This window comes from Brevibacillus laterosporus, from assembly GCA_007833815.1.
Taxonomy (GTDB): domain Bacteria; phylum Bacillota; class Bacilli; order Brevibacillales; family Brevibacillaceae; genus Brevibacillus_B; species Brevibacillus_B laterosporus_D.
Genome location: CP033464.1, coordinates 2,554,617 through 2,576,683, shown reverse-complemented (window position 1 = coordinate 2,576,683; position 22,067 = coordinate 2,554,617). Strand labels below are relative to the sequence as shown.

The window sequence follows — 22,067 nt, the reverse complement described above, 5'->3', positions numbered from 1 at the left end:
CCTTGTGGTTATTTATCCCTATTCAATTTCTACATCTTCTAAGCTTTCATTCCCTTTTGGATGTGGGACATAGCCTTTTACCGTTGCTTTCGCTGCGATTGGAGGCGTAGAGTGCACTAACGGGATGACGACGGCTTGATCAAAGATGATTTGTTGAACCTCTTTGTAAATTTCAGTACGTTTTGCCACATCAACTTCGGATTGAGCTTTCACGAGCATGTCAGTAACTTTGTCATCTTTGTAGAAGGAACGGTTACTTCCACCTATGTTATTCTTATTAAAATGGTTGTTTAAGAAGTTATCAGGGTCACCATTATCGCCAGTCCAACCAAGTAGATACAGCTCCTGCTCCCCTTTTTTGGTTTTGTCTAGATAGGTAGCCCAGTCCATGGAAACGATCTCGGCATCAATACCAATTTTCTTGAAGTCCTGTTGCATGGCTTCTGCCATTTTTTGACCATTAATAATGTATGGACGTGGTACTGGCATAGCCCAAAATTTTACTTTGAAACCATCTGGATAACCTGCTTCTGCCAATAATTGTTTCGCTTTTTCTAAATTATATTCACGATCTTTAATTTGATCGTTATGGCTCCAAATGGACGGTGGCATAGGATTCACAGCAGGCTGAGCATAACCGCTGTAGAACGCATCAATCATTCCTTGTTTATCCACGGCATGGCCCATCGCTTGGCGCACTTTCACGTTGTCCAATGGTTTTTTCTCCATGTTAAACCCTAACCAACCAGCATTCATAGAAGGACGAACGAACAATTGCAGGTCTTTATTTTCTTTCACGGATTTCACATCATCAGGATTTAGACCGTCCATAATATCGATCTCACCAGATGTAAGCGCCGTTAAACGAGCCGAGTTATCTGGAATCACTTTAAAAATAACTTTGTCTAGCTTAGGAAGTCCTTTTTGCCAATAATCCGCATTTTTTGAAAGGGTAATGCTGTCATTGCGGTTCCATTTGTCGAATTTGAATGGTCCAGTTCCAACAGGATTCTCATTAAATTCCTTTGTCCCTTTCTTCACAGCATCAGGTGAAGCGATAGCAAATGGGAACATGCCCAGATTCTGCATAAGAGGTGCTAGAGGGCGATTTAATTTAAGGACCACAGTAAACTCATCTTTAACGTCTACAGAATCGATAACATGATCCTTGTCACCTTTATAGCCGCCAAACATGTCGTTGTAATATTCATACCCTTCTTTGTCGTGGTATGGATTGCTTTTATCCATCCAACGCTCGAAGTTAAATTTAACGGCCTCTGCATTAAACGGTGTACCATCGTGGAATGTAACGCCTTGTCGCAGATGGAAGGTGTATTCTTTACCATCTGCGGTAATGTCCCACTTTTCAGCTAGTCCTGGTACTACCTCTGTATTTTCTTTTTTGTATTTTACTAACGTTTCCAGAATATTCTCTGTTACACGGGATGACTCTCCATCAGTGATCGTGATTGGATCAAGCCCTACCGAATCCCCACCGCGACCGACGATTAAGGTTTGCCCGTCTTTTTTATCTTCTTTCTTTGTTTCTGCTTGCTTTGTTTCACCTGGTTTACTAGCATCATTACTGCTGCAACCGGTCAGCGCTACAGAAAATGCCATCATCCCGGAAAGAGCTGCTACGAACTTCCTTTTCTTCATATTTTAATCCCCCTTGTTTTCTATATTCATGAAGGGAAAGTAGCATGTATAGCTTACTTCCTTCATCCATGACGTTTTTAGCTTTAGATCAATATCTTGTAACGAATCATTTTGAAAATAGTGGTTTTGTCAAAACAGTACGCTCGTTTTATAAAAATATGCTCCGAAATTTTTCCAACATTTAGAATATTAACTATATAGATGACAGGCGACCTGATGATTTTCCCCGAATTTGAGCATTTCAGGACGTTTTTCTTTACATACATCCATCACATGAGGACATCGTGTATGAAAGGTACAACCAGACGGTGGATTAGCTGGGCTTGGCAAATCACCTTGCAATATGATTCTTTCCTGTTTTTTATCAGGATCTGCTACAGGAACAGCTGATAGCAATGCCTTCGTATACGGGTGAAGCGGATTCACATATAGTTCATCCTTGTCCGCAAGCTCAGCAATTCGGCCCAAATACATCACACCTACGCGATCACTAATATGACGAACAACACTCAGATCATGAGCGATGAACAGGTACGTAAGGTTAAATTCTTTCTGTAAATCCTGCATGAGATTAAGCACTTGTGATTGAACAGATACATCCAACGCAGATACAGGTTCGTCAGCCACAATTAATTTAGGGTTTAAAATCAATGCACGGGCAATGCCAATTCTTTGTCGCTGTCCTCCACTAAATTGATGAGGATAACGTCCAGCATGATAACTGGATAAACCAACTACTTCTAACAATTCATGAACACGCTTACTCCGTTCTTTCGATGAACTGACACCATGTACAATCAAAGGTTCTTCTAGAATTTTCCCAACATGATGGCGCGGATTTAGAGACGCAAACGGATCCTGAAAGATAATCTGCATATCTTTACGGATTTGCCGCATTTCCTCCATTTTCATTTTGGCAACATCTTTGCCTTCAAACAAGACTTCACCACTTGTTGGTTCTATTAATCGGAGAATGGATCTACCCGTTGTAGACTTGCCACAACCACTCTCTCCTACCAATCCTAGGGTTTCGCCCTTCTTTACAACAAACGAAACATCATCAACTGCTTTTACAGCACCGATTTCCTTGCCAAAAACACCACCAGTGATGGGATAATATTTTTTCAGACGATTAACTACTAATAAATCCTCCACAAATCTGCACCCCTCCAGATGTTATTGTTCATGTCGAAAGCAACGCGCTCGATGTTCCGTGCCCACTTCCAACAGCTCTGGCATCGCTATCCGGCATTTGTCCATCACATATTCACAACGCGGTGCAAACCGGCAACCTTCCTTAATAGAACCTGGTAGTGGAACATTACCTGGAATGGAGTAAAGACGATCCTTCTTTTCTTCCAATTGCGGAATGGATTGAAGTAAGCCTTGTGTATACGGGTGTTTCGGATTTTTCAGAATACTTCTGACATCTCCTTCTTCCACCACATTTCCGCTATACATGACAACGACTCTGTGACACATTTCTGCCACTACGCCCAAGTCATGCGTGATCAACATGATAGACGTACCCATATCCTCATTCAGACTACGCATCAAGTCAAGTATCTGAGCTTGAATGGTAACATCAAGAGCGGTGGTCGGTTCGTCTGCGATCAATAACTGCGGACTACAGGCCATCGCCATCGCAATCATGACCCGCTGACGCATGCCGCCGGATAATTGATGCGGATACTCATGAATTATTTCCTCGGCACGGGGAATGCCAACACAATTTAGCATTTCGATTGCACGCTTTGTTGCTTCTTTTTTAGAAACTTTTTTGTGTAGGATGACTGCTTCCCTGATCTGATTCCCAATCTTGTAGACAGGGTTCAGAGAAGTCATTGGCTCCTGAAAAATCATTGCGATTTCATTTCCACGAATCTCTCGCATTCGCTTTTCACTAGCAGTTACGAGATTTTCACCTTTAAACAAAATCTTACCGCTCACAATCTTCCCTGGAGGATTTGGTACTAATCGCATGACGGAAAGTGACGTAACACTCTTGCCACAGCCCGACTCGCCCACAATTCCTAACACTTCACCTTTGTTGATAGATAAATTAATTCGATCAACGGCAGGAACTTGTCCACGATCTGTAAAAAAATGGGTCTCTAGATTCTCAATGTGTAAAATCTTTTGCGTCAAAGGGACCGCACCTCTCTATACCATCGTTGTTATGGGTTATTTTTTGATAGCTTAGATAATTATTGCATGTATTTATAAAACTATCAACACCAAAATAATATAGTATGAATAAAAATTAATTTTGTATAATTAAACCAGGTATTTTTTTCCTTATATATACTTTTTTCTACCTAAAAAAGGCAACTTGCGAACATTTCTTCACAAATTGCCTTTCAATTCATACGTACCCGTTCCCGATTATTTTATTTTTCTCTAGATTATGGTTCAAAAAAACCAGCAATCCAATTTACAGTTGCTTCTGTTCCTTTTTTAATCCATTTTCCTACCGATTCTCCTGTTTCACTCACATAATTAACGACACGTTTAGGTTCTGTACGTACTTGTTTGCCCATAACCGCAATCTCTACTTGATTGTTATCCACCTTGGTAATGGCAAACGTCTGAGATTGTTCTCGCAAGCTCCCGTCAACTTTATTAATGCCCCGCTCAGCTGTTTGCATACCTAGTACAATGCCAATTAACAGGAGAATAACCATACCGATAAATCGTATCGTATATGCCATCCAAACTATCACTCCTTACTCTTACTACTCTTTGGCGTTTGCTCTTTGCTCACCTTTTCTGCTTGTGTGTAATACTCGGCAAATACATCAGCAAATGCTTCTGCTGTGTTATAAGATTCCGCAAGAGTGTTGTTGATTCCGCCAATCTCTAGTAATAGACTGCCCGGAGAGATAGACTGGTTATACTCGGCATTTCCCTCGTGTGCACCTTTTGCGATTACACCACGTGATAATCCGGGATATTTTTTCTCTACTAAGGCGTTTAGTTCTTTAGCCATTCGCTCATTCTGCATGAAATTGCGATTGCGTGTTCCGATGACAAATAGGATACGGGCATACGATTTTCCGTTTATACTAATTGCTGTTTTGCTACGTGGCACATCACCATCCCTATGGATATCAAAATAATACTCTAAGGCAGGATTTTGTTTAGTAGCTGCTTTAACAGCTTTATATGACTCAGCATACGCCATCGGATATGTCTTTTTCTGATCGATCAGCTGCTGAATAAAATCATTTTGACTAACTGTGTTATTTATCCCTTTCTCTTGCAGTACCTTTCCAAATCGTTTGCCAACCAACTGGATGTTTTTGGTTGGATGATCGACAGATGTCCCGATGGTAGGTGCCACATGCGTCCAAGATTCACGGTTATGCGTGTTGTAAATAAACACACGTTTTTCTCCCAATACGTTAGGTAGACTTGGTGTCTTCGTTTCATCTTTTTCGGTTGTCCCCGGTTGTACTGCTTCATTTGGTTTCGTATCTTCTTTTCTATTCATATCTTGAACCACTGCATTCGGAGCCGCAGATTCTACGTATAGATCCACTAGCTCTAGTCCTTGGCCTGGCACAATTATTCGAGCATCATCATAAGTAAGCAATCCTGGCAACTCTCTGCCTAACAGACTGCGCAAATCTCCTGGGTAAATACCGGTAATAAGCTGGAAGAAAAAGCTCTGCATTGTGGAATTCTCAGGTTCTCCCTGTGCCTGAACGGTGCGATGTAGGCTAGGAATCTCCATACCCATCGCATCCAGAAACGTAATGCTCGACACGTTGGAAGCGGCTCGTTGAATACTACTAGAGTACAGAATATCCTGATGATTGGAGTTAACAAGTAAAAGACTCACAAGCACAAATAACAGAGCTGTACCGGCAGAGAGCGCAAAAAAATAGCGTTGTAAAAGGGTGACCATTCCATTTCTCCTCCTCTGACGTTTCTCTGCATATGCTTTATAGTATGCGTGTCATAGAGTAGATAGAACGGTCACCCTAGTAAAGTAACGATCTGATTTTTGAAGCTTTATTTATCAGTAGCGTATACCTTTTTACTTTTCAATGTGTATAGGCGCCCGCATTACCATCTGATACTGCTCTATGCAACGCTTGGTTAAGCCCTGTGGCTACTATATTAGAGATCCCTTCCATAAAATCATCAATCTCCTTAGGTGTCACAACTAACTCTTGCCCTAGTGGACGCAGTACCTCATGAATCAATTGTCGCTTTTCGTCTTCAGATAGCTGTCCAACTAGCCCCATAAAAGTTCCTCTTTTTTCCATATCAGGCAAGTCTTCCTCCGTATAAGGTTCCTTACGCTCTGGCATTTCCGAAGCAGTAAGTCGGTTAAATGCCCGATTTTGCTCTTGAATAGATTGATTAAAGTGACCTAATAAATAGGTAATAGCATCATTTACGATGGTCGAAGCAAATACCACGGTTGGAACACCTATGGAGATGACGGGAACACCTAATGTGTCTTTGTCTATAGATTTACGCTTATTTCCAACCCCCGAACCCGGATGGATACCCGTATCCGCAATCTGAATGGTTGTATTGACACGATGTAGGGCACGTGAAGCAAGGGCATCAATCGCAATCACAAAATCGGGCTTGCTCTTCTCTACCACGCCAAAAACAATCTCACTGGTCTCAATACCGGTAATACCTAATACACCTGGAGACAGTGCACTAACTTCGCGATATCCTTCTTGAACGGACTCTGGTGCAAGTTCAAACAAATGACGGGTCACCAATAAATTTTCAACAACTTGGGGGCCTAGTGCATCAGGCGTCACATTCCAGTTTCCAAGTCCAATAACTAACGCCTTCTTTTCCTCTGTTAAACCGAGCTCATGTAGAAATCTAGCAAACTCGGTGGCAAATCGCTTGGTCACCACACTCTCCAGCTCTGTATCGTTATCTCGCAGTTTTGGAACCTCAATCGTTACATACTTTCCAGGGAGCTTCCCTATTTGTCTACCAGCCTCTTCGTTTTCAACCTGTACTCTGGTCACAGTAATACCAGGGTCAGAACCATCTGTTGATAAAAAAATACCTGGTATATCACTTTGATTCTGTTCTCGGGCTAATTCATGCGCTTCTACTGCCAAATCAGTGCGGATTGTATACTTTGATAAATCAATGTTATGTACATCCATTCTATTCGCCTCCAAGTAGGGAAAAGTAACCGTAGAACAAGCTAATTTGACTCATCCACCTATTCTTCTTGTCAAGAACCAGATTATCGTCAGTTCTCTTTTTATTTCTTAGTACTAGGTTGCTTGCTTCTGTCATTTTTATTCGCAAAATCATTCCTTGCAAATGCGCTAAACGCATGCTAGAATACTATTTGTTGCATTTCTTTTGCTATGGTCTTTTCTATTGTTTTAAGGAGGTGAAAGTATGCCAAACATTAAATCCGCTATCAAACGTACAAAGCAGATCGAAAAACGTCGTGCTCAACGCGCTTCTCAAAAATCTGATCTTCGTACAACAATCAAGAACTTTGAAAAAGCAGTTCTTGCTACTGACGTGGAATTAGCTAAAACAACCCTTCTTGTAGCTGTTAAGAAAATTGACAAGGCTGCTACGAAAGGTCTTATTCATAAAAACGCAGCTAATCGTCAAAAATCTCGCCTGATGAAAAAACTTAACGTTCTTACTGCTCCTGTAGCATAATTTCGTTTTGGCAGGCCCAAAAAACCCCGCAACCTTTGGTTTGCAGGGTTTTTTTATGAATTAGGATATATAGTTGTTATAAAAGCTAATCTTACAAATATCATGAATTTCGCTCTCTAATGTGATATACCCACAGCATGGACATGTTTTTCTCACTTTTTCTTCCTTCCCTTCTCATCACTTGTAGACTCCAACTCCTATATTCTCCTCTAAGCAAAAAAAGGTCCCTACAAGGTGTGTACGCACTCTGTAGAGCCCTATTAATTTAATCTTATTAACATGATTCCTGTCATTACCAATTTGTATTTGTCTAGCATTCCGTGCTATCAAAAAACTCCACGCATTCATTATCGTTGCAACTCTTGCCCTACCTTCGTAATGAATACCTCTAGAGCCAATCTCTTGTCAGTCTGACCTGATTTCATCCGGTAATCTTCTTCTGCAAGTATCCCTAGCAGTCGCCGTAAGCTAGCTTCAGAAAAGTGCTTGGATTGCTCCATTGCCTTTTTAACCGCATAAGGATGCATCTTGAGCATACCAGCTAGTTTTTGTTGGGTATACCCAAGTGGAGCACGCGTCTTGACATGATATATCAATCTGAACTGTCTTGCTAATAACGCCATTAGCTTAATCGGCTCTTCTCCCATTTTCAAACAGTCATATAAGGTACGAAACGCTTCTGTCATTCTACCTGTCACAACCGCTTCTACTAGAAAAAAGACATCCTGCTCTAAAGTGCGTGAAGCTAACAGTTCAATTGCTCCACGAGTGATTTCTCCAGTCTGAGCGTCAGTCGTCTTCACATAAAGCGCTATTTTTTCGATCTCTTTCACTAATAGCCGTAATTCTGAACCAACTCGCTCTGCCAGCAACATTGCATTTTCTCGTTCGATCTGCGCACCAAATCGCTGTGTGGTCCGTTCAATCCATCCATATAAGTCGGCATCTTGCAACGTTTGAAATCCTAGAACAACAGCACGTTGTTGCAATTGTTTCGTTAATTTTTTTCGTTCATCCAGCTTGTCTGCCTGTACGTCTAATACCAGCGAACTACTTGATGTCGGGTCCTTTAAGTAATCTAGAAGACCATCCGTGTTATGTTCTACTTTACTTGGTGGTTTTGCTCCGGTTAAAAAGTAGGCATTGCTGGCAATAACCAGACGGTAGTCAGACAAAAAAGGCAATGTATTTGCTTCCATTAACATATCTTCAAAAGGCGTTTGAGCACAATCATACGTTCCTATATTTAAATCAGCGTACGTCGGGTCAATCATCTCTTTACGAAGCAAGGCCATAAATTCCTCTTTTAGATAAGTCTCCGGCCCATATAGTACATACACCGGAGCAAATCGCTTCTGTTTAATCTCCCGCATCGCCGTTCGTAACGGCATTCCGATCTCTCCTTTATTACCCGCAAGTCCTTTTATTTTTCCAGTTTCCCTATTATAACACGCTTAGGCTTGCACGCAAAAAAACCATGACCGGATCAGCCATGGCTTTAACCAAGCAACATTCGCTTTTATGTAAACGTTAGAGAGAAAACCCCGGACGTTTTTCTCTCTATACGGGAAGCAGGGGGTGCTTGATACTTTATCTTACGCAATAAGCATCTTTTGGTGTCAGTCTTATGCAAAATTTGGCATTTACCCTATCCTACAAGATATCCTACTTTGTACTTACAACTGGGTGTTCTTCTTTCTTAGCCCGTTATCTATCACCCAATGGCCTCGAATGCCTGTGTATACTTTGATCTTCTTTGCAAGCATGCTTGAATCAGCGCCTCCTGTTTGCCGGAGCTATAAGTTGCCCATTCATTATTTATACCAATTCCAGCCATTATTTTGATTGGTCCACTCTTCTAGATGTTTTTCTGTTTCCTTGGGTTGCTTTTCCTGTTGCTTTTCCCATTCTTTCATTTGTTTTTCCCATTCTTTTTGAAGCTCTTTTTGCCTCTTCTCTAACTCTTTTTGCTGTTTTTCCCATTCTTTTTGATTATCTTTAGTCTGCTGCTCTGCTTTTTGATTTTTTTCTTCTTCGCGTTTTTTCTGTTCCTTCAACGCCCGCTCAACGATATTTTGAACAACCTTTTCTAATTCTTTCTGATTTTTAGCATTTTGTAGATCAGGATGCTCCTGCAAAAATTTTTGCACCTCTTGGGCTGCTTCTTCCCAAGCTTGTAGCCTACCTTCTGAATCAAGCTTATTGTAATTATTTACCTGATCAGGTATCAAGGAGAATAGGGCCCCTTCTAACATAGACTGCTCTTGGGCAGCTGCTTGTTTACCAGTAGACGAAGCGTGCTTATCATTTATTTTGGGAGTTGTAGCAATGCCTTGCTTTGTTGTGTTGCCATCCGTTTGGTTTCCATCTATCTGAGCCATTGCAAAACTATTGTCTGTATCAGGCTTTTTATCTATAGCCCCTTCCTGTTTATTCTCCTCTTGCTCTTGCTTGCCTTTAGATTCTTTAGAGGCATCACCAGGCGTAGTATTGGCTGGCATCTCTTCCGAAGCATTCTGTGATTTTTTTCCATCCTCGTTTACGGTTGCTTTTTTATCTGGGGAATTTGGCTTCTCTGTTTTTGACACTTCCTTAGTGATCAAGCCATCTGATGATTTTTTTTGTGCTCCCTCTTGTACGATACCAGAAGCCCCATTTGTAAGAACAATCGGTTCATTTTTGTCCTTATTTGTCATAACAAAAAGTCCAAACAGCAAACAAGCAGCCGCCACCCCACTTCCTACTTTAGCCATCCACAATGGAAAACGGCGGTGTTTAGCTTCAGGTTTGTCCTGTTTCTGTTTTAACTCTAGACGAGGTGGTGTTGTCCGTGTAACAGCCGCTGGTTCAGGGGTTACTCGGGACTGCTCCAGTTGAGGTAAGAGCGCATCAACAATACTAAACGGTGGTGTTACTCTCGGCAGGTTCGCCAATCCATCAGAAATTTTTTGTAAACGTTCGTACTGGAGCATATACTCTGGGTTCTCAGCTAACTTAGTTTGTAAAATTCGTTTTTCTTCCACAGACAACTCGTTGTCCAAATCTCTTTGCATCCAATCATGGATGTCGTCTTGCGTCATCCTCTTATCCCCCCCTTCTCGTATTCCTGCAGCAGTTCCTGCAATTGATGTCTAGCCCGAAACAGATAAGATTTCACCGTATTGAGCGGTACGTCCAAAGTATCAGCGATCTCTTGATAGGAAAAGTCTTGCAAATAGCGAAGTACAACAACAACTCGATAATGCTCCGGTAATTTGGCAATCGCGCGATGAACATCCTCTGACATGCTATGTAACAAAATCGTGTCTTCAACGTTTTGTTTGTCTTGCAAGGTCAATTCATATTCATCGATGGATAATGTTTCCTTTTTTGCGCGAAAGCGATCCATGCAAATGTTACTGACAATACGTTGAACCCATGTTGTAAATTTGGCTTTTTCCTGAAAGGTGCCAATTTTTCTAAAGACGCGTAATAAAGCTTCCTGGGCTACATCCATCGCATCATGTTCATTGCCCGTAATATAGAAAGCGCTCCGATACACAGTGTTCTCAATGGAGCGAAGCAGTTCCACCAATGCTTCTTGATCTCCTGCCTGCGCCTTTTTGATCAGGTTAGCTTCATTCATTAGCGCTCTCTCCTTCCCTTCAGACGTAGGCAACTTCGTGAAAGTTGCAAACATAATCCATTGTCATTTTTATTATTCTGGTTGTAATGTAGGAGTGATTTTGTATCCATTTTCATTAATTGTAACAGTAATCGCCCCATGCTGATCAGTACGATAAATCTTTGTCTTTCGTTGTTCAAAACGCTCTATTACTTGTTCTGACGGATGATGGTATCGATTGTTAGTACCTACTGAAATCAACGAAACACTGGGATTAATGGCATTAAGGAACACTTCACTACTTGAAGTCTTGCTCCCGTGATGCCCTACCTTTAAAAGATCAATTGGAGGAAAGGTATAACGTTCCAACAATTCTTGTTCTCCCGATTCTTCCAAATCGCCCGTTAACAATACGTTTACACCATATGCAGATAAGAGCAGAACAACAGATGCATTATTTTCTGTACTCCCTTCCGTCTGCCTAGGATCAGGCGATAACCAAGTCCACGTAACATTCGGATTATCCTGCCAGGTATAGCCTGGATATCCTGTATACACACTGATTTGTTGTCTTTGTATAGCCCGAAACCATTCTGCCTCAGCCTTGGGTTGTCTACCATTGGTAAGTACACGATCTACTTTTATAGAAGGTAGCAGTGCTTTCATCCCACCTACATGATCATGATCACCATGTGTCAGCACAAGACGATCGATGCTTTCCACTCCTTTAGAGCGCAGATAAGGCAATACAACATCTTTTCCAACTTCAAATGGATTTCTTCGTTTTTGCCAAGGCTCTTTTCCAAAGGAGACGGTTCCTCCTGCATCAATCACGTATAATAAAGAATTATCTATCTCAACTATTATAGAGTCTCCTTGCCCCACGTCAATAATGGTAATTTCTACCTTGCCTTTATTTCCCCATGGTTCACGAGCAACAACAAGCAACAAAACGAATGCAAAAGCTGTCACAAGAAGATCTTTTTTACGGTGGTAACCCAAATGCCACATCAGCCAAAACCCTGCACAAAAGCCCGCATATAACACATGCCACCACCAAACAGGATGGGGCCAATGCCGCAACGGAAACTTCATTTGATGAAGAAACGCAAGCATCTGATGAATAGGAGTTAAAAGATAATCAGCTAAAACGGCAGGTATGTAAGTTAAAGCAATATGTACATGCGAAAAAAGAAGCAGAATATAACCAAGTGGCAAAATGACATATGAATACACAGGTACCAATAATACATTAACCAACCACGAAATCGGTGAAAACAAATGAAAATAATAAATTAGGAAAGGAAAAGAAATCAGTTGGGAAACAAGTGTGACTGCTAGTGTGGAGACCAGCCAATCTGGCATGGACCATTTTAGTTGAACAATTAGAGGTACAAAGAGCAATAATCCCATCGTAATAAAGAAAGATAATTGAAATCCTAGATGAAACAATTGATAGGGGTCATAGATTAGCATAATGAGCCCTGTTACACCCAATATTTCTAAACCGTGTGCAGATTTTTCCCGGGACTTTGCAAATAAACCTAGAATGCCCATAAAACCCGCTCGTACAGCTGAAACCCCCATACCTACCAGACCCACATACATCAAAATAAATAGTATTCCTATCACATAAGAGACTTTTTTAGGAACGCCAATCTTTTGTAATATCCACAGGAAACCACTAGACACAATAGTGATATGTAGTCCAGAAATAGCAAGCACATGAATAAATCCTAAATCTGCATAAATCGTTTGAAGATCAGCTTCTACCTCCGATTGCTGTCCCAATAGAAGTGATCTAAAAAAACCTATGATTTCTGGTTCAACTTTTAGTTTTTCTAGTTGACTTGCCTCCGCTCTTTGCCACCTAGTAAGAAAGGCACGCCAATCACCTCCGCTATCGTCCACATTCATATCCATAAAATCTAATTCAGCTACTACCGCTACTTTTTGATAGCGGAGATAGGCCCTGTAGTCGAAAGCATGAGGATTACGAACTGTACTTGGGAGCTTTAGTGTAGCTTGAGCCTGAAATGTATCACCTGATTGCCAACGTTCTATCGTATCGATTTGCTCTTCGTGCTGTAGTTTTAGACGAACGAGAACTCGCTCGTCTATGCGATGAATCTGGGGTACATCCTTTACTCCCCCTGCACTCTTCACTTCACTAACCAGTACATAGAATCTTACCAAATCCCCGTCTCGCTCTACGGGAGAATCAATTTTTCCTTGCAGAAAAACCATCTCTTCTTGTGCATGGTGTACCAACTCAGAAGCATATCGACCATCATACCAGCTAAAATAGCAAGCACCCGCGAGTAGAGAACCTAGTAATAACAAACTCCAATTTCTCCTCTTACCTCGTGACAAAATGCACACAAGAATCAATATAGCAAATCCTATCCACAAAAAAAGAGAGGATGAAAAGAGATTGAGCCTTCCCAAATTGCTAAGCCCAATACCTACAATCCAACATAATGATGCCAGAAAAAAACGATAGGTTGCCACCCATTTTCCGCCTTTCTATCCATTCGTCAATTTATTATAGAAGTAGGAAAAAGGACAAAAATAATAGAGAAAGCGGCCAAGGATATAGTATAATAGAGCAAAATTCTTGTATACATAGCAGTACGAACAGTGTTTGGACTCAAAGGAGAGAAATAACATGGCGAGAAAAAGTTGGGATGAATACTTCCTAGATATTGCCGATCAGGTATCGAGCCGTTCCACCTGCCCCCGCCTACATGTGGGTAGCGTAATTGTAAAAGATAAACATATTATTGCAACGGGCTACAATGGCTCTATTCATGGACATGATCATTGTGATGATGGCGGATGTTTAATTAATGAAGCAGGGCGTTGTGTACGAACAGTTCACGCGGAAGTAAACAGTGTATTACATGCAGATCGTGATAGTCTGAAGGGAGCCACCGCCTACGTGACACATGAACCTTGTGAAAACTGTGCCAAGACACTCGCTCAGTCAGGTATTGCTCGAATTGTGTACCGACATGCATATGCAAATAAATGGAATGAACATTTCCTAAAAGATATAGAGGTCGTTCACTTGCCGTTATAGGACGTCATGAACACCTAGACAGCATTGTCGACAGAGGTTCTCTTTCTTACAAGAGAACCTCTTATTTGTTTATAAGAGACATAGAAGCCCCCTCCTCAGAGCATGAGAGCCTGTTTTTTAGGCGAAACTGATAAATATTCCCAGTGAGCCGTTTACATTTTTCCCCTCTTTTACCCGCTTTAATCGAGTCAACTGTCGCATTGCGCTTGCTTGGAATCCATGTTAGATTAAGATAGTGTATTTTCAGGGGACCACCCTGTGAGAGGAAGAGTCTAAGAGAATGTGTGGAATTGTTTCGTTCTTCAATAAGCATCAAGCACCTGCACAACTAGAAACGATAAAAGCAATGACCGACGTGATTTTGCACCGCGGTCCTGACGACGATGGTTTCCATGTAGAAGATAATATTGCATTAGGCTTTCGCCGTCTTAGCATCATTGATGTTGCTGGCGGTCATCAGCCTTTGTTTAATGAGACAAAAGATATCTGGATTATCGGTAACGGGGAAGTTTATAACTACAAAGAACTACAGACATGGTTAAAGGAACTGGGTCACGTGTTCCAAACCGATTCAGATATTGAAACCATTCTTCACTTGTATGAAGAGGTTGGCTTTGATGCACCGAAAAAGCTTCGTGGTATGTTCGGTTTCACTATTTACGATAGCCGCAAACGCCTAATATTCGGAGCACGAGATCATTTTGGGATTAAACCGCTCTACTATACAGAAACAGCCAATTCAATTGCTGTAGCGAGCGAGATCAAGAGCTTGCTTGAACTTCCTGGTGTACCTCGTGCTGTCAATCAACAAGGTTTCTATCATTATTTAACCTTTCAATATGTTCCTGATCCTGAGACGATGTATGAAGGAATATATCGCATTCCACCAGGCCATTTCTTTATCATTCAGGATGATAAGATGACGCTTGAACAATACTGGGACGTTCACTTTGAACCGGATGAAAGCAAGCCTTTCTCCTATTTTGTAGAAGGAACCCGTTCCATTTTGCTAGATTCAGTAGATAAACATCGAATCAGTGAAGTATCCCGTGGAGCATTTTTGTCTAGCGGTGTTGATTCCAGTAGCATTGTAGGCATGTTACGTAAGTTTGAACCAGTCAAAACCTTCTCGATTGGCTCTGATATCCCTGGTTACAGTGAGCTAGATTACGCGCGTCGTACGGCAGAATATCTTGGTACAGAGCATCACGAAGTCACCATGAATGCAGAGCGCTATTTGCAGGAATTACCTCGTCTCATCTGGCATCAGGATGAACCAGTAGCAGATCCATCAGCCATTCTCTTGTATTTCGTAGCAGAGATGGCTAGCGAGCACGTTACTGTCGTGCTATCTGGAGAAGGGGCAGACGAATTCTTCGGTGGTTATAACATCTACCGCGAGCCTCATTCCCTACGCATGTTTAAGCATATGCCAGACTGGATGAAATCCTCCATGAGGGGTGTTGCTGAACATTTGCCAGATAGCATGAAAGGGAAAAACTTCTTGATTCGTGGCTCTAAAACCGTTGAAGAGCGTTTCTTTGGGAATGCTATGATCTTTAGTGAAGAAATTAAGGAAAAAGTAGTGATGGAGAATATCAAACATGCTGCACACTACGAATCTCCTCTAGCTATCACACAAAAGATCTATCAACAAGTCCAAGACTATGACGATGTAACCAAAATGCAATATTTGGACATTCATACCTGGCTTCGCGGTAACATTTTAATGAAAGCCGACAAAATGACGATGGCAAACTCTCTAGAGCTGCGTGTACCGTTCATCGATCCAAAAGTATTTGAATTCGCAGCTACTATTCCAACCAAATACAAGATTGCAGAAGGTACAACCAAGCATGTGCTAAGAGAAGCAATGAAAGACTTTTTACCACCAGAAATCAAGTCTCGTCCGAAGCTTGGCTTCCCAGTTCCTACCCGTCATTGGTTAAAGAATGAATTCTACAAATGGGCGAAAGAACTGATTTTTGAAGCAAAAGTAGATCATTTAATTAATAAAGCTTACGTATTGTACATGCTAGATGAACATAAGGAAGGACACGGTGATTATAGCCGTAAAATCTGGACCATTCTGATCTTCATGCTGTGGCATCAAATCTTTATGGAACAAAAGTACTCCTTCCAACCTTATGTTAGCCCTGCTGTTCAAATTCGCAAGCAAAATAGTGCTTCAAGCATAGCAAAATAATGTTTTCTTGCCTCGAAACCTTTCAATCGTCTCAGATTGAAAGGTTTTTTTGCACCTACCTCTATCTTTTTGTACGATGACCTTAAAGAATGAGAAGGAGCGATTAACAATGATAATGGAATTATGGGACCGCTATCGAAAATGGATATTTATGAGTGGTGCACTACTATTTGTAGGTCTTAGCTTCTGGCTATATCCTTCCGACGATTCTAGTAATACGCCTGGATTTACCCCTGTTGCCCTTGCCGAAAAGGAAACCGTTGCAAAGACAGAACTACAGGAAAATAAACAAGCAAAACACCAACAAAAGACCTCTGATGTTGAACATAAGACAAACTCAGGAAAAAGAATGGTTCCTGAAGAAAAGACATTCTCTAATACAAGGGACCCTATAGATATAAATTCCCCTCCTGCCGCAGATGAGCGGATAGGTGAATCTAAAAATTCTTTTTATCTTGATGTAAAAGGGGCTGTCACACATCCTGGGTTATATGCTTTTGAGTCAAATGAACGCGTAATGCATGCCATAAAAAAAGCTGGGGGGTTCTTAGCACAAGCTGATCAGAAACGAGTTAATCTGGCGCAGAAGCTAACAGATGGAATGGTTTTATATGTTCCCACTTTACAAGAGTCAGCTACCGTTCATCCTACCAGCACCCCTAGTTCATTCCTTCAAGCCAGCTCGCCTCTTCAACCAAATATGTCAGTTACTTCTCCTGCTTCGTCTTCATCGACCCAAATCAATATCAAAACAGCTACGTTGGAGCAACTCATGAATTTACCAGGCATTGGGAAGACCCGAGCAGAAGATATTATTGCCTACCGAGAAAAAAAAGGCTTCTCCAAGCTAGAAGACTTGACGAAGATTTCGGGCATCGGGAAGAAGACCTTTGAAAAAATAAAAAAGGTTGCAATCTGCGAATAAATATTTTCCTAATATTCGGTCATATGTATAATAGAAGGAATAGGGCTTTTGAAGGGACGGTCACTGGTGGAGCAATTAACACTTGTTTTGATAGAACGGATGGGACTTCTTTTGTTGTTGACCTTTATTTTGACGCGTATCCCTCTATTTCGCCAATTATTGGATCGGGAAATCCGCTTTCATATAGCCCTTATTTTTTCAGTATTGTTCGGTTTGTTTGGTATTGCTGGAACTTATGCAGGCGTCGTTCTGGAAAATGGTATTCCCCTAACAGCTTTTTGGGTCTTATCCTTAGAACATACTCAAACCCTTGCAAACTCCACTTGTGTTGGCGTCGTTATTGGAGGATTATTAGGAGGTCCCCTTGTTGGTGTTGGAGCCGGATTGTTATCTGGCATACATTACTATCAGCTAGGTGGGGTTGTTGCTGGTCCTGTTGCTCTCTCTCTGCCTCTCATCGGTCTGTTGGCAGGGTACGTTGCTCGATTCTTTTCTCAAGAACGTGTCATTTCCCCATCCAAATCTCTGTTTATCGGCATGTTTGCGCCGATCTTACAAATGTCCTTTATTCTGATTGGAGGAGTACCCAAACAAGAAGCAATCTTACTCGTTGATCAAATTGGTATTCCCATGGTGCTGACCAATAGTGTTTCGATTGCAATCTTTACAGCTATGATTCATTTGGCTTTACGGGAAGAAGAACGCTTTGCCGCCCTGGCTACTGCCAGATCCTTTACGATTGCTGAATATATTTTGCCTCATCTCAAACAAGGGGTTACCTCGGAAACTGCGGAGTTGACCGCACGCATCTTATTACATGAATGCAAGGTAGATGCTGTTGCTGTGACTGATACAGCCCAAGTCTTAGCCCATGTAGGACAAGGCTCCTCCTTTCATGGACCACAATCTTTACAAATGACGCCACTAGTCAAGCAAGCCATCTCTCTTCAGCACATGCAAATAGCGTATAGTCGTAAAGATATAGGCTGTCAGGATTGTAGCTGTGGACTTCAAGCAGCTATCATTGTGCCATTTTCCATCTCTGAAAATGTAGCAGGTCTCATCATCTTGTATTTCCGCCGTCCTCAACAAATTAGGAAGATAGAAGAAGAATTAGCTAAAGGTCTAGGAAATCTCATCTCTTATCAATTAAGTGCAGCTATGGCTGAACAATTGACACATCTGATGAAGGATGCTGAATTACGCTTGTTACAAGCCCAAATCAACCCTCATTTTCTGTTTAACACACTCAATTCAATAGTTACACTGATTCGGCTTCATCCTGATCAAGCACGACATGTCACGGTACAACTGGGTACTTTTATGCGCTTAAATTTAAAGATCACAGAGGCAAAACTGATTCCATTACAACAAGAGCTAGAGCATTTGCAAGCCTTTTTAGAAATCATTCAGATTCGTTTTGATGACCAGCTCACTATCACATTACACATCTCTACTGAAGTCGGTTCAGAACTGATTCCTCCATCTACCTTGCAACCTTTAATCGAAAACTGTATTCATCATGGGCTTCGCGGAAAATCAACTGGTGGAGAAATTAGCGTAACCATTCAAAAACAAAACGAAAATGTTACATTGACAGTGCGAGATAATGGAGTAGGGATTCCATCACCTTTAATAGAAATACTAGGAAACGAGCCGTTGAAACATAGTCTTGGTAATGGCATTGGTGTTTATAACGTTAATCAACGTCTTATTCACCTGCTTGGACAAGATGCCAAACTGCACATCCAAAACCTAGTAGAGGGCGGTTGCTGTATCTCATTTTCTATCCCTACTGTTATAACAAAAGGAAAGGTGTCGTAAATGAAGATACGCATCATGATAGCTGAAGATGAACGTTTAGCAAGAGAAGAATTGCATTACTTACTATCACATTCAGATGATATTGAACTTTTACCTTCCGCTTCAAATGGAGCAGAGTTACTTGAACTAGTAGAAGTACACTCTCCTGATGTGGTATTTCTTGATATCCACATGCCTGAAATGATGGGAATACAAGTAGCTCGCATGTTAAAATCTCGAAAGAACGCACCCTTGTTTGTCTTTTCTACCGCACATGAAGATTATGCTGTAGAAGCGTTTCGATTGCATGCTGTTGATTACCTATTAAAGCCTTACGATCATATTCGCTTACAAGAAACTTTGCACCGCATACGAGAACGTTTATCTGAAAAAACAGTTCCTTTACTAAATCTATCCGCTTCTTTAGAAGCTTCAGTCAGCTACCCTTCTCCAAAACAGAAAAATTCTCCGCCTACAATATCCAAATTGTTAGTAGAAGAAAATCAACGGATGTATGTCATTGATCCCGAGACAATTATGTATGCAGTTAGAGAAGAACGTTCGTTGCTTCTGTATACAGCAACGAACACGTACACGTCTAAAATGACGCTTCAACAATTAGAAGGAAAATTACAAGCACATGCCTTTTTTCGTATCCACCGAAGTTATCTCGTCAATCTTCATTTTGTGCTGGAAGTTATTCCTTGGTTTAATGGCACTTATAATCTAGTTATAAAAAATCAACAACGCACCCAACTTCCCGTGTCACGCTCCTCTGCTCGAGAATTTTTAAAGCTGTTTCATAGCTAAGCAATCAGGTCAAAAACCCAACTGTCATCCCTTCATTGTTACACAAAGGAGATCAAAGCTAATACAGAAGAAGCAATCCCTCCTGATAAATCATATCGCCTATCATCTTTTACCTATTATTCTTCCAAACAAGCGCTTATTTCGGCCATTTAGTCATTCCTTACGACCATTCACTACACAATTTATCCATTATTCTCATTTTTCTATATAATTAACCCATTAGTTATGAAGCGCTTACATTAAGGAGGTATGGCATGTCTTATCAAAAAAATCAGCCCGGACGTATTAATTATACGACAATAGCTAACTCAGCAAGGTTTCAAATTTTGATGAAACAAAAGAATGGATTTGTACTTCCCATGACAATCTTTTTCTTCATATTTTATTTTCTGTTACCCATCATGACGTCGTATGTACCATCCATTAACCGCCCTGCCATTGGCGCTATAACATGGGCTTGGATTTTTGGCTTTGCACAATTCATCATGACGTGGGTGCTCTGTATGCTTTATTCCAGAAAAGCTAAAAAGCTAGATGCCATGGTGGAAGAGATCAAACAAGATATGGGGAAAGGAGTGGAAATGTAATGAATGTATTAGCCTTTTCCCTCTTTTTACTCATTGTACTAGGTACCTTAGTTATTACCTATTTTGCCTCCAAACACACAAATACCACCAGTGAATTTTACACAGCCGGTGGTGGTTTAACAGGTTGGCAAAACGGTTGGGCCATCGCTGGTGATTATATGTCAGCCGCTTCTTTCCTTGGAATTGCAGGAATGATCGCCTTATTTGGATTCGATGGTTTTTTCTACAGTATTGGGTTTTTAGTAGCCTATCTTGTAGTGCTGTATATCGTGGCAGAACCGTTACGCAATTTGGGTAAATATACTTTTGCAGACATGATTGCTGCCAGATTTAATGATAAGCGTGTACGTGGTGTAGCAGCACTAAATACGATTACCATAAGCATTTTTTACATGATTGCACAACTTGTAGGTGCAGGTGGACTTATAAAGCTTTTACTTAATCTAGATTACACAGCCTCTGTATTAATTGTTGGCACACTAATGACCATTTATGTTGTATTTGGTGGCATGACAGCAACGAGCTGGGTACAGATCGTCAAAGCGGTTCTTCTGATGAGTGGAACTTTTATTATCTCACTAATTGTTTTTGCAAAATTCGGCTTTAGCTTCAGTGCTATGTTCAATCACATTCAAACGGCAACACCTATAGGAGAAGCATTCTTACATTCCGGCAACAAGTTTACCAACGGGCTGGATACCATTTCGTTAAATCTAGCACTTGTACTAGGGACAGCAGGATTGCCTCACATACTCATTCGCTTTTTTACGGTTAAGGATGCTCCTACTGCTCGCAGTTCTGTTGTTTATGCTACATGGATTATCGGGATCTTTTATGTCATGACAATCTTCCTTGGCTTTGGTGCAGCTGCTTTTGTAGGACATGAAAGTATCCTTGCAGCCGATAAAGGCGGAAATATGGCAGCTCCTCTTCTGGCAAAAGTATTAGGAGGAGACTTCTTATTCGCCTTCGTCTCGGCCGTTGCTTTTGCGACCATACTAGCTGTGGTAGCAGGACTTGTTTTATCAGCAGCCTCTGCATTTGGACATGACTTTTACACGCACATCCTACGTAAAGGGCAAGTAACGGAAAAGGAACAGATGAAAGTTGCACGTTGGGCTTCTGTCGGGGTTGCTATCATTTCTATCATCCTTTCCTTATTCGCTCAAAAAATGAACGTAGCTTTCCTTGTATCTCTTGCTTTTGCAGTTGCGGCCAGTTCCAATCTCCCTGTCATTATCTTCACCATTTTTTGGAGAAGATTTAACACAGCAGGTGCGATTAGTGGCATTTTGGTTGGCCTGATTAGTTGTCTCGTCATTGTCTCTATCGGTCCTAATATTTGGGGGGCACCTGGTAAAGCAATTCTAGTTGGCACACCTCTCATATCATTAACAAATCCCGGAATTATTTCAATCCCCTTAGGTTTCCTAGGAGCATTTTTAGGAACCTTCTTGTCTAGAAAGCAGGATGCTGCCAAATTCGACGAGATCTATGTAATCGCAAATACAGGCATCAAAGAACAAGCTTAGTTTCTGCTGTCTAAATTGGTATTTCAAAAAAGCTGGCATACTTTTTGTGCACAGCTTTTTTCTTCACTTCTTGCCTTATAAATAATGCTTTTAAAACATTTTTCGACTAGTAATTGTATAACTGTCTTTTTGGATGCTCTGATACGGTCTTTGTTCAAATGTTAATATGTAGATGTTCTTTAAAAG

Annotated in this window: 19 protein-coding genes; 8 read left to right on the top strand and 11 right to left on the bottom strand. The window is 41.1% G+C overall.

Features of this window, described 5'->3' with window-relative positions; all coding sequences use genetic code 11:
* Positions 1-18: 18 nt before the first annotated feature.
* The 6 genes from EEL30_13530 to EEL30_13505 all read right to left on the bottom strand — a co-directional run bounded on the left by EEL30_13530 (position 19) and on the right by EEL30_13505 (position 6,812).
* The gene (locus EEL30_13530; GenBank protein QDX93233.1) at positions 19-1,659 is read right to left on the bottom strand and encodes an ABC transporter substrate-binding protein; all 1,641 of its coding nucleotides are present in this window, start codon (positions 1,657-1,659) and stop codon (positions 19-21) included.
* 189 nt (positions 1,660-1,848) lie between these two features.
* Positions 1,849-2,814, bottom strand: coding sequence for a dipeptide ABC transporter ATP-binding protein (locus EEL30_13525; protein QDX93232.1), 966 nt, complete (start codon positions 2,812-2,814; stop codon positions 1,849-1,851).
* Between the two features lie 21 nt (positions 2,815-2,835).
* Positions 2,836-3,807 (bottom strand): ABC transporter ATP-binding protein, encoded by a 972-nt coding sequence (locus EEL30_13520; GenBank protein ID QDX93231.1) that lies wholly within the window; start codon positions 3,805-3,807, stop codon positions 2,836-2,838.
* A 257-nt stretch (positions 3,808-4,064) separates the two neighbouring features.
* Entirely contained in the window at positions 4,065-4,370 is a 306-nt protein-coding gene (locus EEL30_13515) for a DUF3679 domain-containing protein (GenBank protein QDX93230.1), read from the bottom strand.
* 8 nt (positions 4,371-4,378) lie between these two features.
* Complete coding sequence (locus EEL30_13510; protein ID QDX93229.1) at positions 4,379-5,569, bottom strand: stage II sporulation protein P; 1,191 nt, start codon at positions 5,567-5,569, stop codon at positions 4,379-4,381.
* Between the two features lie 139 nt (positions 5,570-5,708).
* Entirely contained in the window at positions 5,709-6,812 is a 1,104-nt protein-coding gene (locus tag EEL30_13505; GenBank protein QDX93228.1) for a GPR endopeptidase, read from the bottom strand.
* Positions 6,813-7,056: 244 nt separating this feature from the next.
* Between EEL30_13505 and rpsT the strand changes: the two genes are divergently transcribed.
* Complete coding sequence (gene rpsT, locus EEL30_13500; protein ID QDX93227.1) at positions 7,057-7,332, top strand: 30S ribosomal protein S20; 276 nt, start codon at positions 7,057-7,059, stop codon at positions 7,330-7,332.
* A 60-nt stretch (positions 7,333-7,392) separates the two neighbouring features.
* On the opposite strand, the gene EEL30_13495 is transcribed toward rpsT, so the two are convergent.
* From EEL30_13495 to EEL30_13475, 5 genes are all read right to left on the bottom strand, one after another.
* Entirely contained in the window at positions 7,393-7,488 is a 96-nt protein-coding gene (locus EEL30_13495; protein ID QDX93226.1) for a hypothetical protein, read from the bottom strand.
* A gap of 191 nt (positions 7,489-7,679) precedes the next feature.
* Positions 7,680-8,723, bottom strand: coding sequence for a DNA polymerase III subunit delta (gene holA, locus EEL30_13490; protein ID QDX93225.1), 1,044 nt, complete (start codon positions 8,721-8,723; stop codon positions 7,680-7,682).
* 423 nt (positions 8,724-9,146) lie between these two features.
* Entirely contained in the window at positions 9,147-10,412 is a 1,266-nt protein-coding gene (locus tag EEL30_13485) for a hypothetical protein (protein QDX93224.1), read from the bottom strand.
* Complete coding sequence (locus tag EEL30_13480; GenBank protein ID QDX93223.1) at positions 10,409-10,957, bottom strand: sigma-70 family RNA polymerase sigma factor; 549 nt, start codon at positions 10,955-10,957, stop codon at positions 10,409-10,411. The genes EEL30_13485 and EEL30_13480 overlap by 4 nt, the downstream gene beginning before the upstream one ends.
* A gap of 72 nt (positions 10,958-11,029) precedes the next feature.
* Positions 11,030-13,447, bottom strand: a complete 2,418-nt coding sequence (locus tag EEL30_13475; protein ID QDX93222.1) for a DNA internalization-related competence protein ComEC/Rec2 — start codon at positions 13,445-13,447, stop codon at positions 11,030-11,032.
* Positions 13,448-13,604: 157 nt separating this feature from the next.
* On the opposite strand from EEL30_13475, the gene EEL30_13470 reads away from it, so the two are divergent.
* From EEL30_13470 to EEL30_13440, 7 genes are all read left to right on the top strand, one after another.
* Positions 13,605-14,018, top strand: coding sequence for a cell division protein DedD (locus EEL30_13470; protein ID QDX93221.1), 414 nt, complete (start codon positions 13,605-13,607; stop codon positions 14,016-14,018).
* Positions 14,019-14,298: 280 nt separating this feature from the next.
* A complete protein-coding gene (asnB, locus tag EEL30_13465) occupies positions 14,299-16,224 on the top strand; it encodes an asparagine synthase (glutamine-hydrolyzing) (protein ID QDX93220.1) in 1,926 nt (641 codons plus the stop codon).
* A 109-nt stretch (positions 16,225-16,333) separates the two neighbouring features.
* Positions 16,334-17,149, top strand: a complete 816-nt coding sequence (locus EEL30_13460) for a competence protein ComEA (protein ID QDX93219.1) — start codon at positions 16,334-16,336, stop codon at positions 17,147-17,149.
* Positions 17,150-17,215: 66 nt separating this feature from the next.
* Positions 17,216-18,973, top strand: a complete 1,758-nt coding sequence (locus tag EEL30_13455) for a sensor histidine kinase (protein ID QDX93218.1) — start codon at positions 17,216-17,218, stop codon at positions 18,971-18,973.
* Positions 18,974-19,762, top strand: a complete 789-nt coding sequence (locus EEL30_13450; GenBank protein QDX93217.1) for a DNA-binding response regulator — start codon at positions 18,974-18,976, stop codon at positions 19,760-19,762.
* A gap of 254 nt (positions 19,763-20,016) precedes the next feature.
* A complete protein-coding gene (locus tag EEL30_13445) occupies positions 20,017-20,349 on the top strand; it encodes a DUF485 domain-containing protein (protein QDX93216.1) in 333 nt (110 codons plus the stop codon).
* Positions 20,349-21,881 carry a cation acetate symporter gene (locus EEL30_13440; protein ID QDX93215.1) on the top strand — a complete coding sequence of 511 codons (1,533 nt, stop codon included), beginning with the start codon at positions 20,349-20,351 and terminating at the stop codon, positions 21,879-21,881. Before EEL30_13445 ends, EEL30_13440 begins: the two co-directional genes overlap by 1 nt.
* The last annotated feature ends 186 nt before the right edge of the window (positions 21,882-22,067 follow it).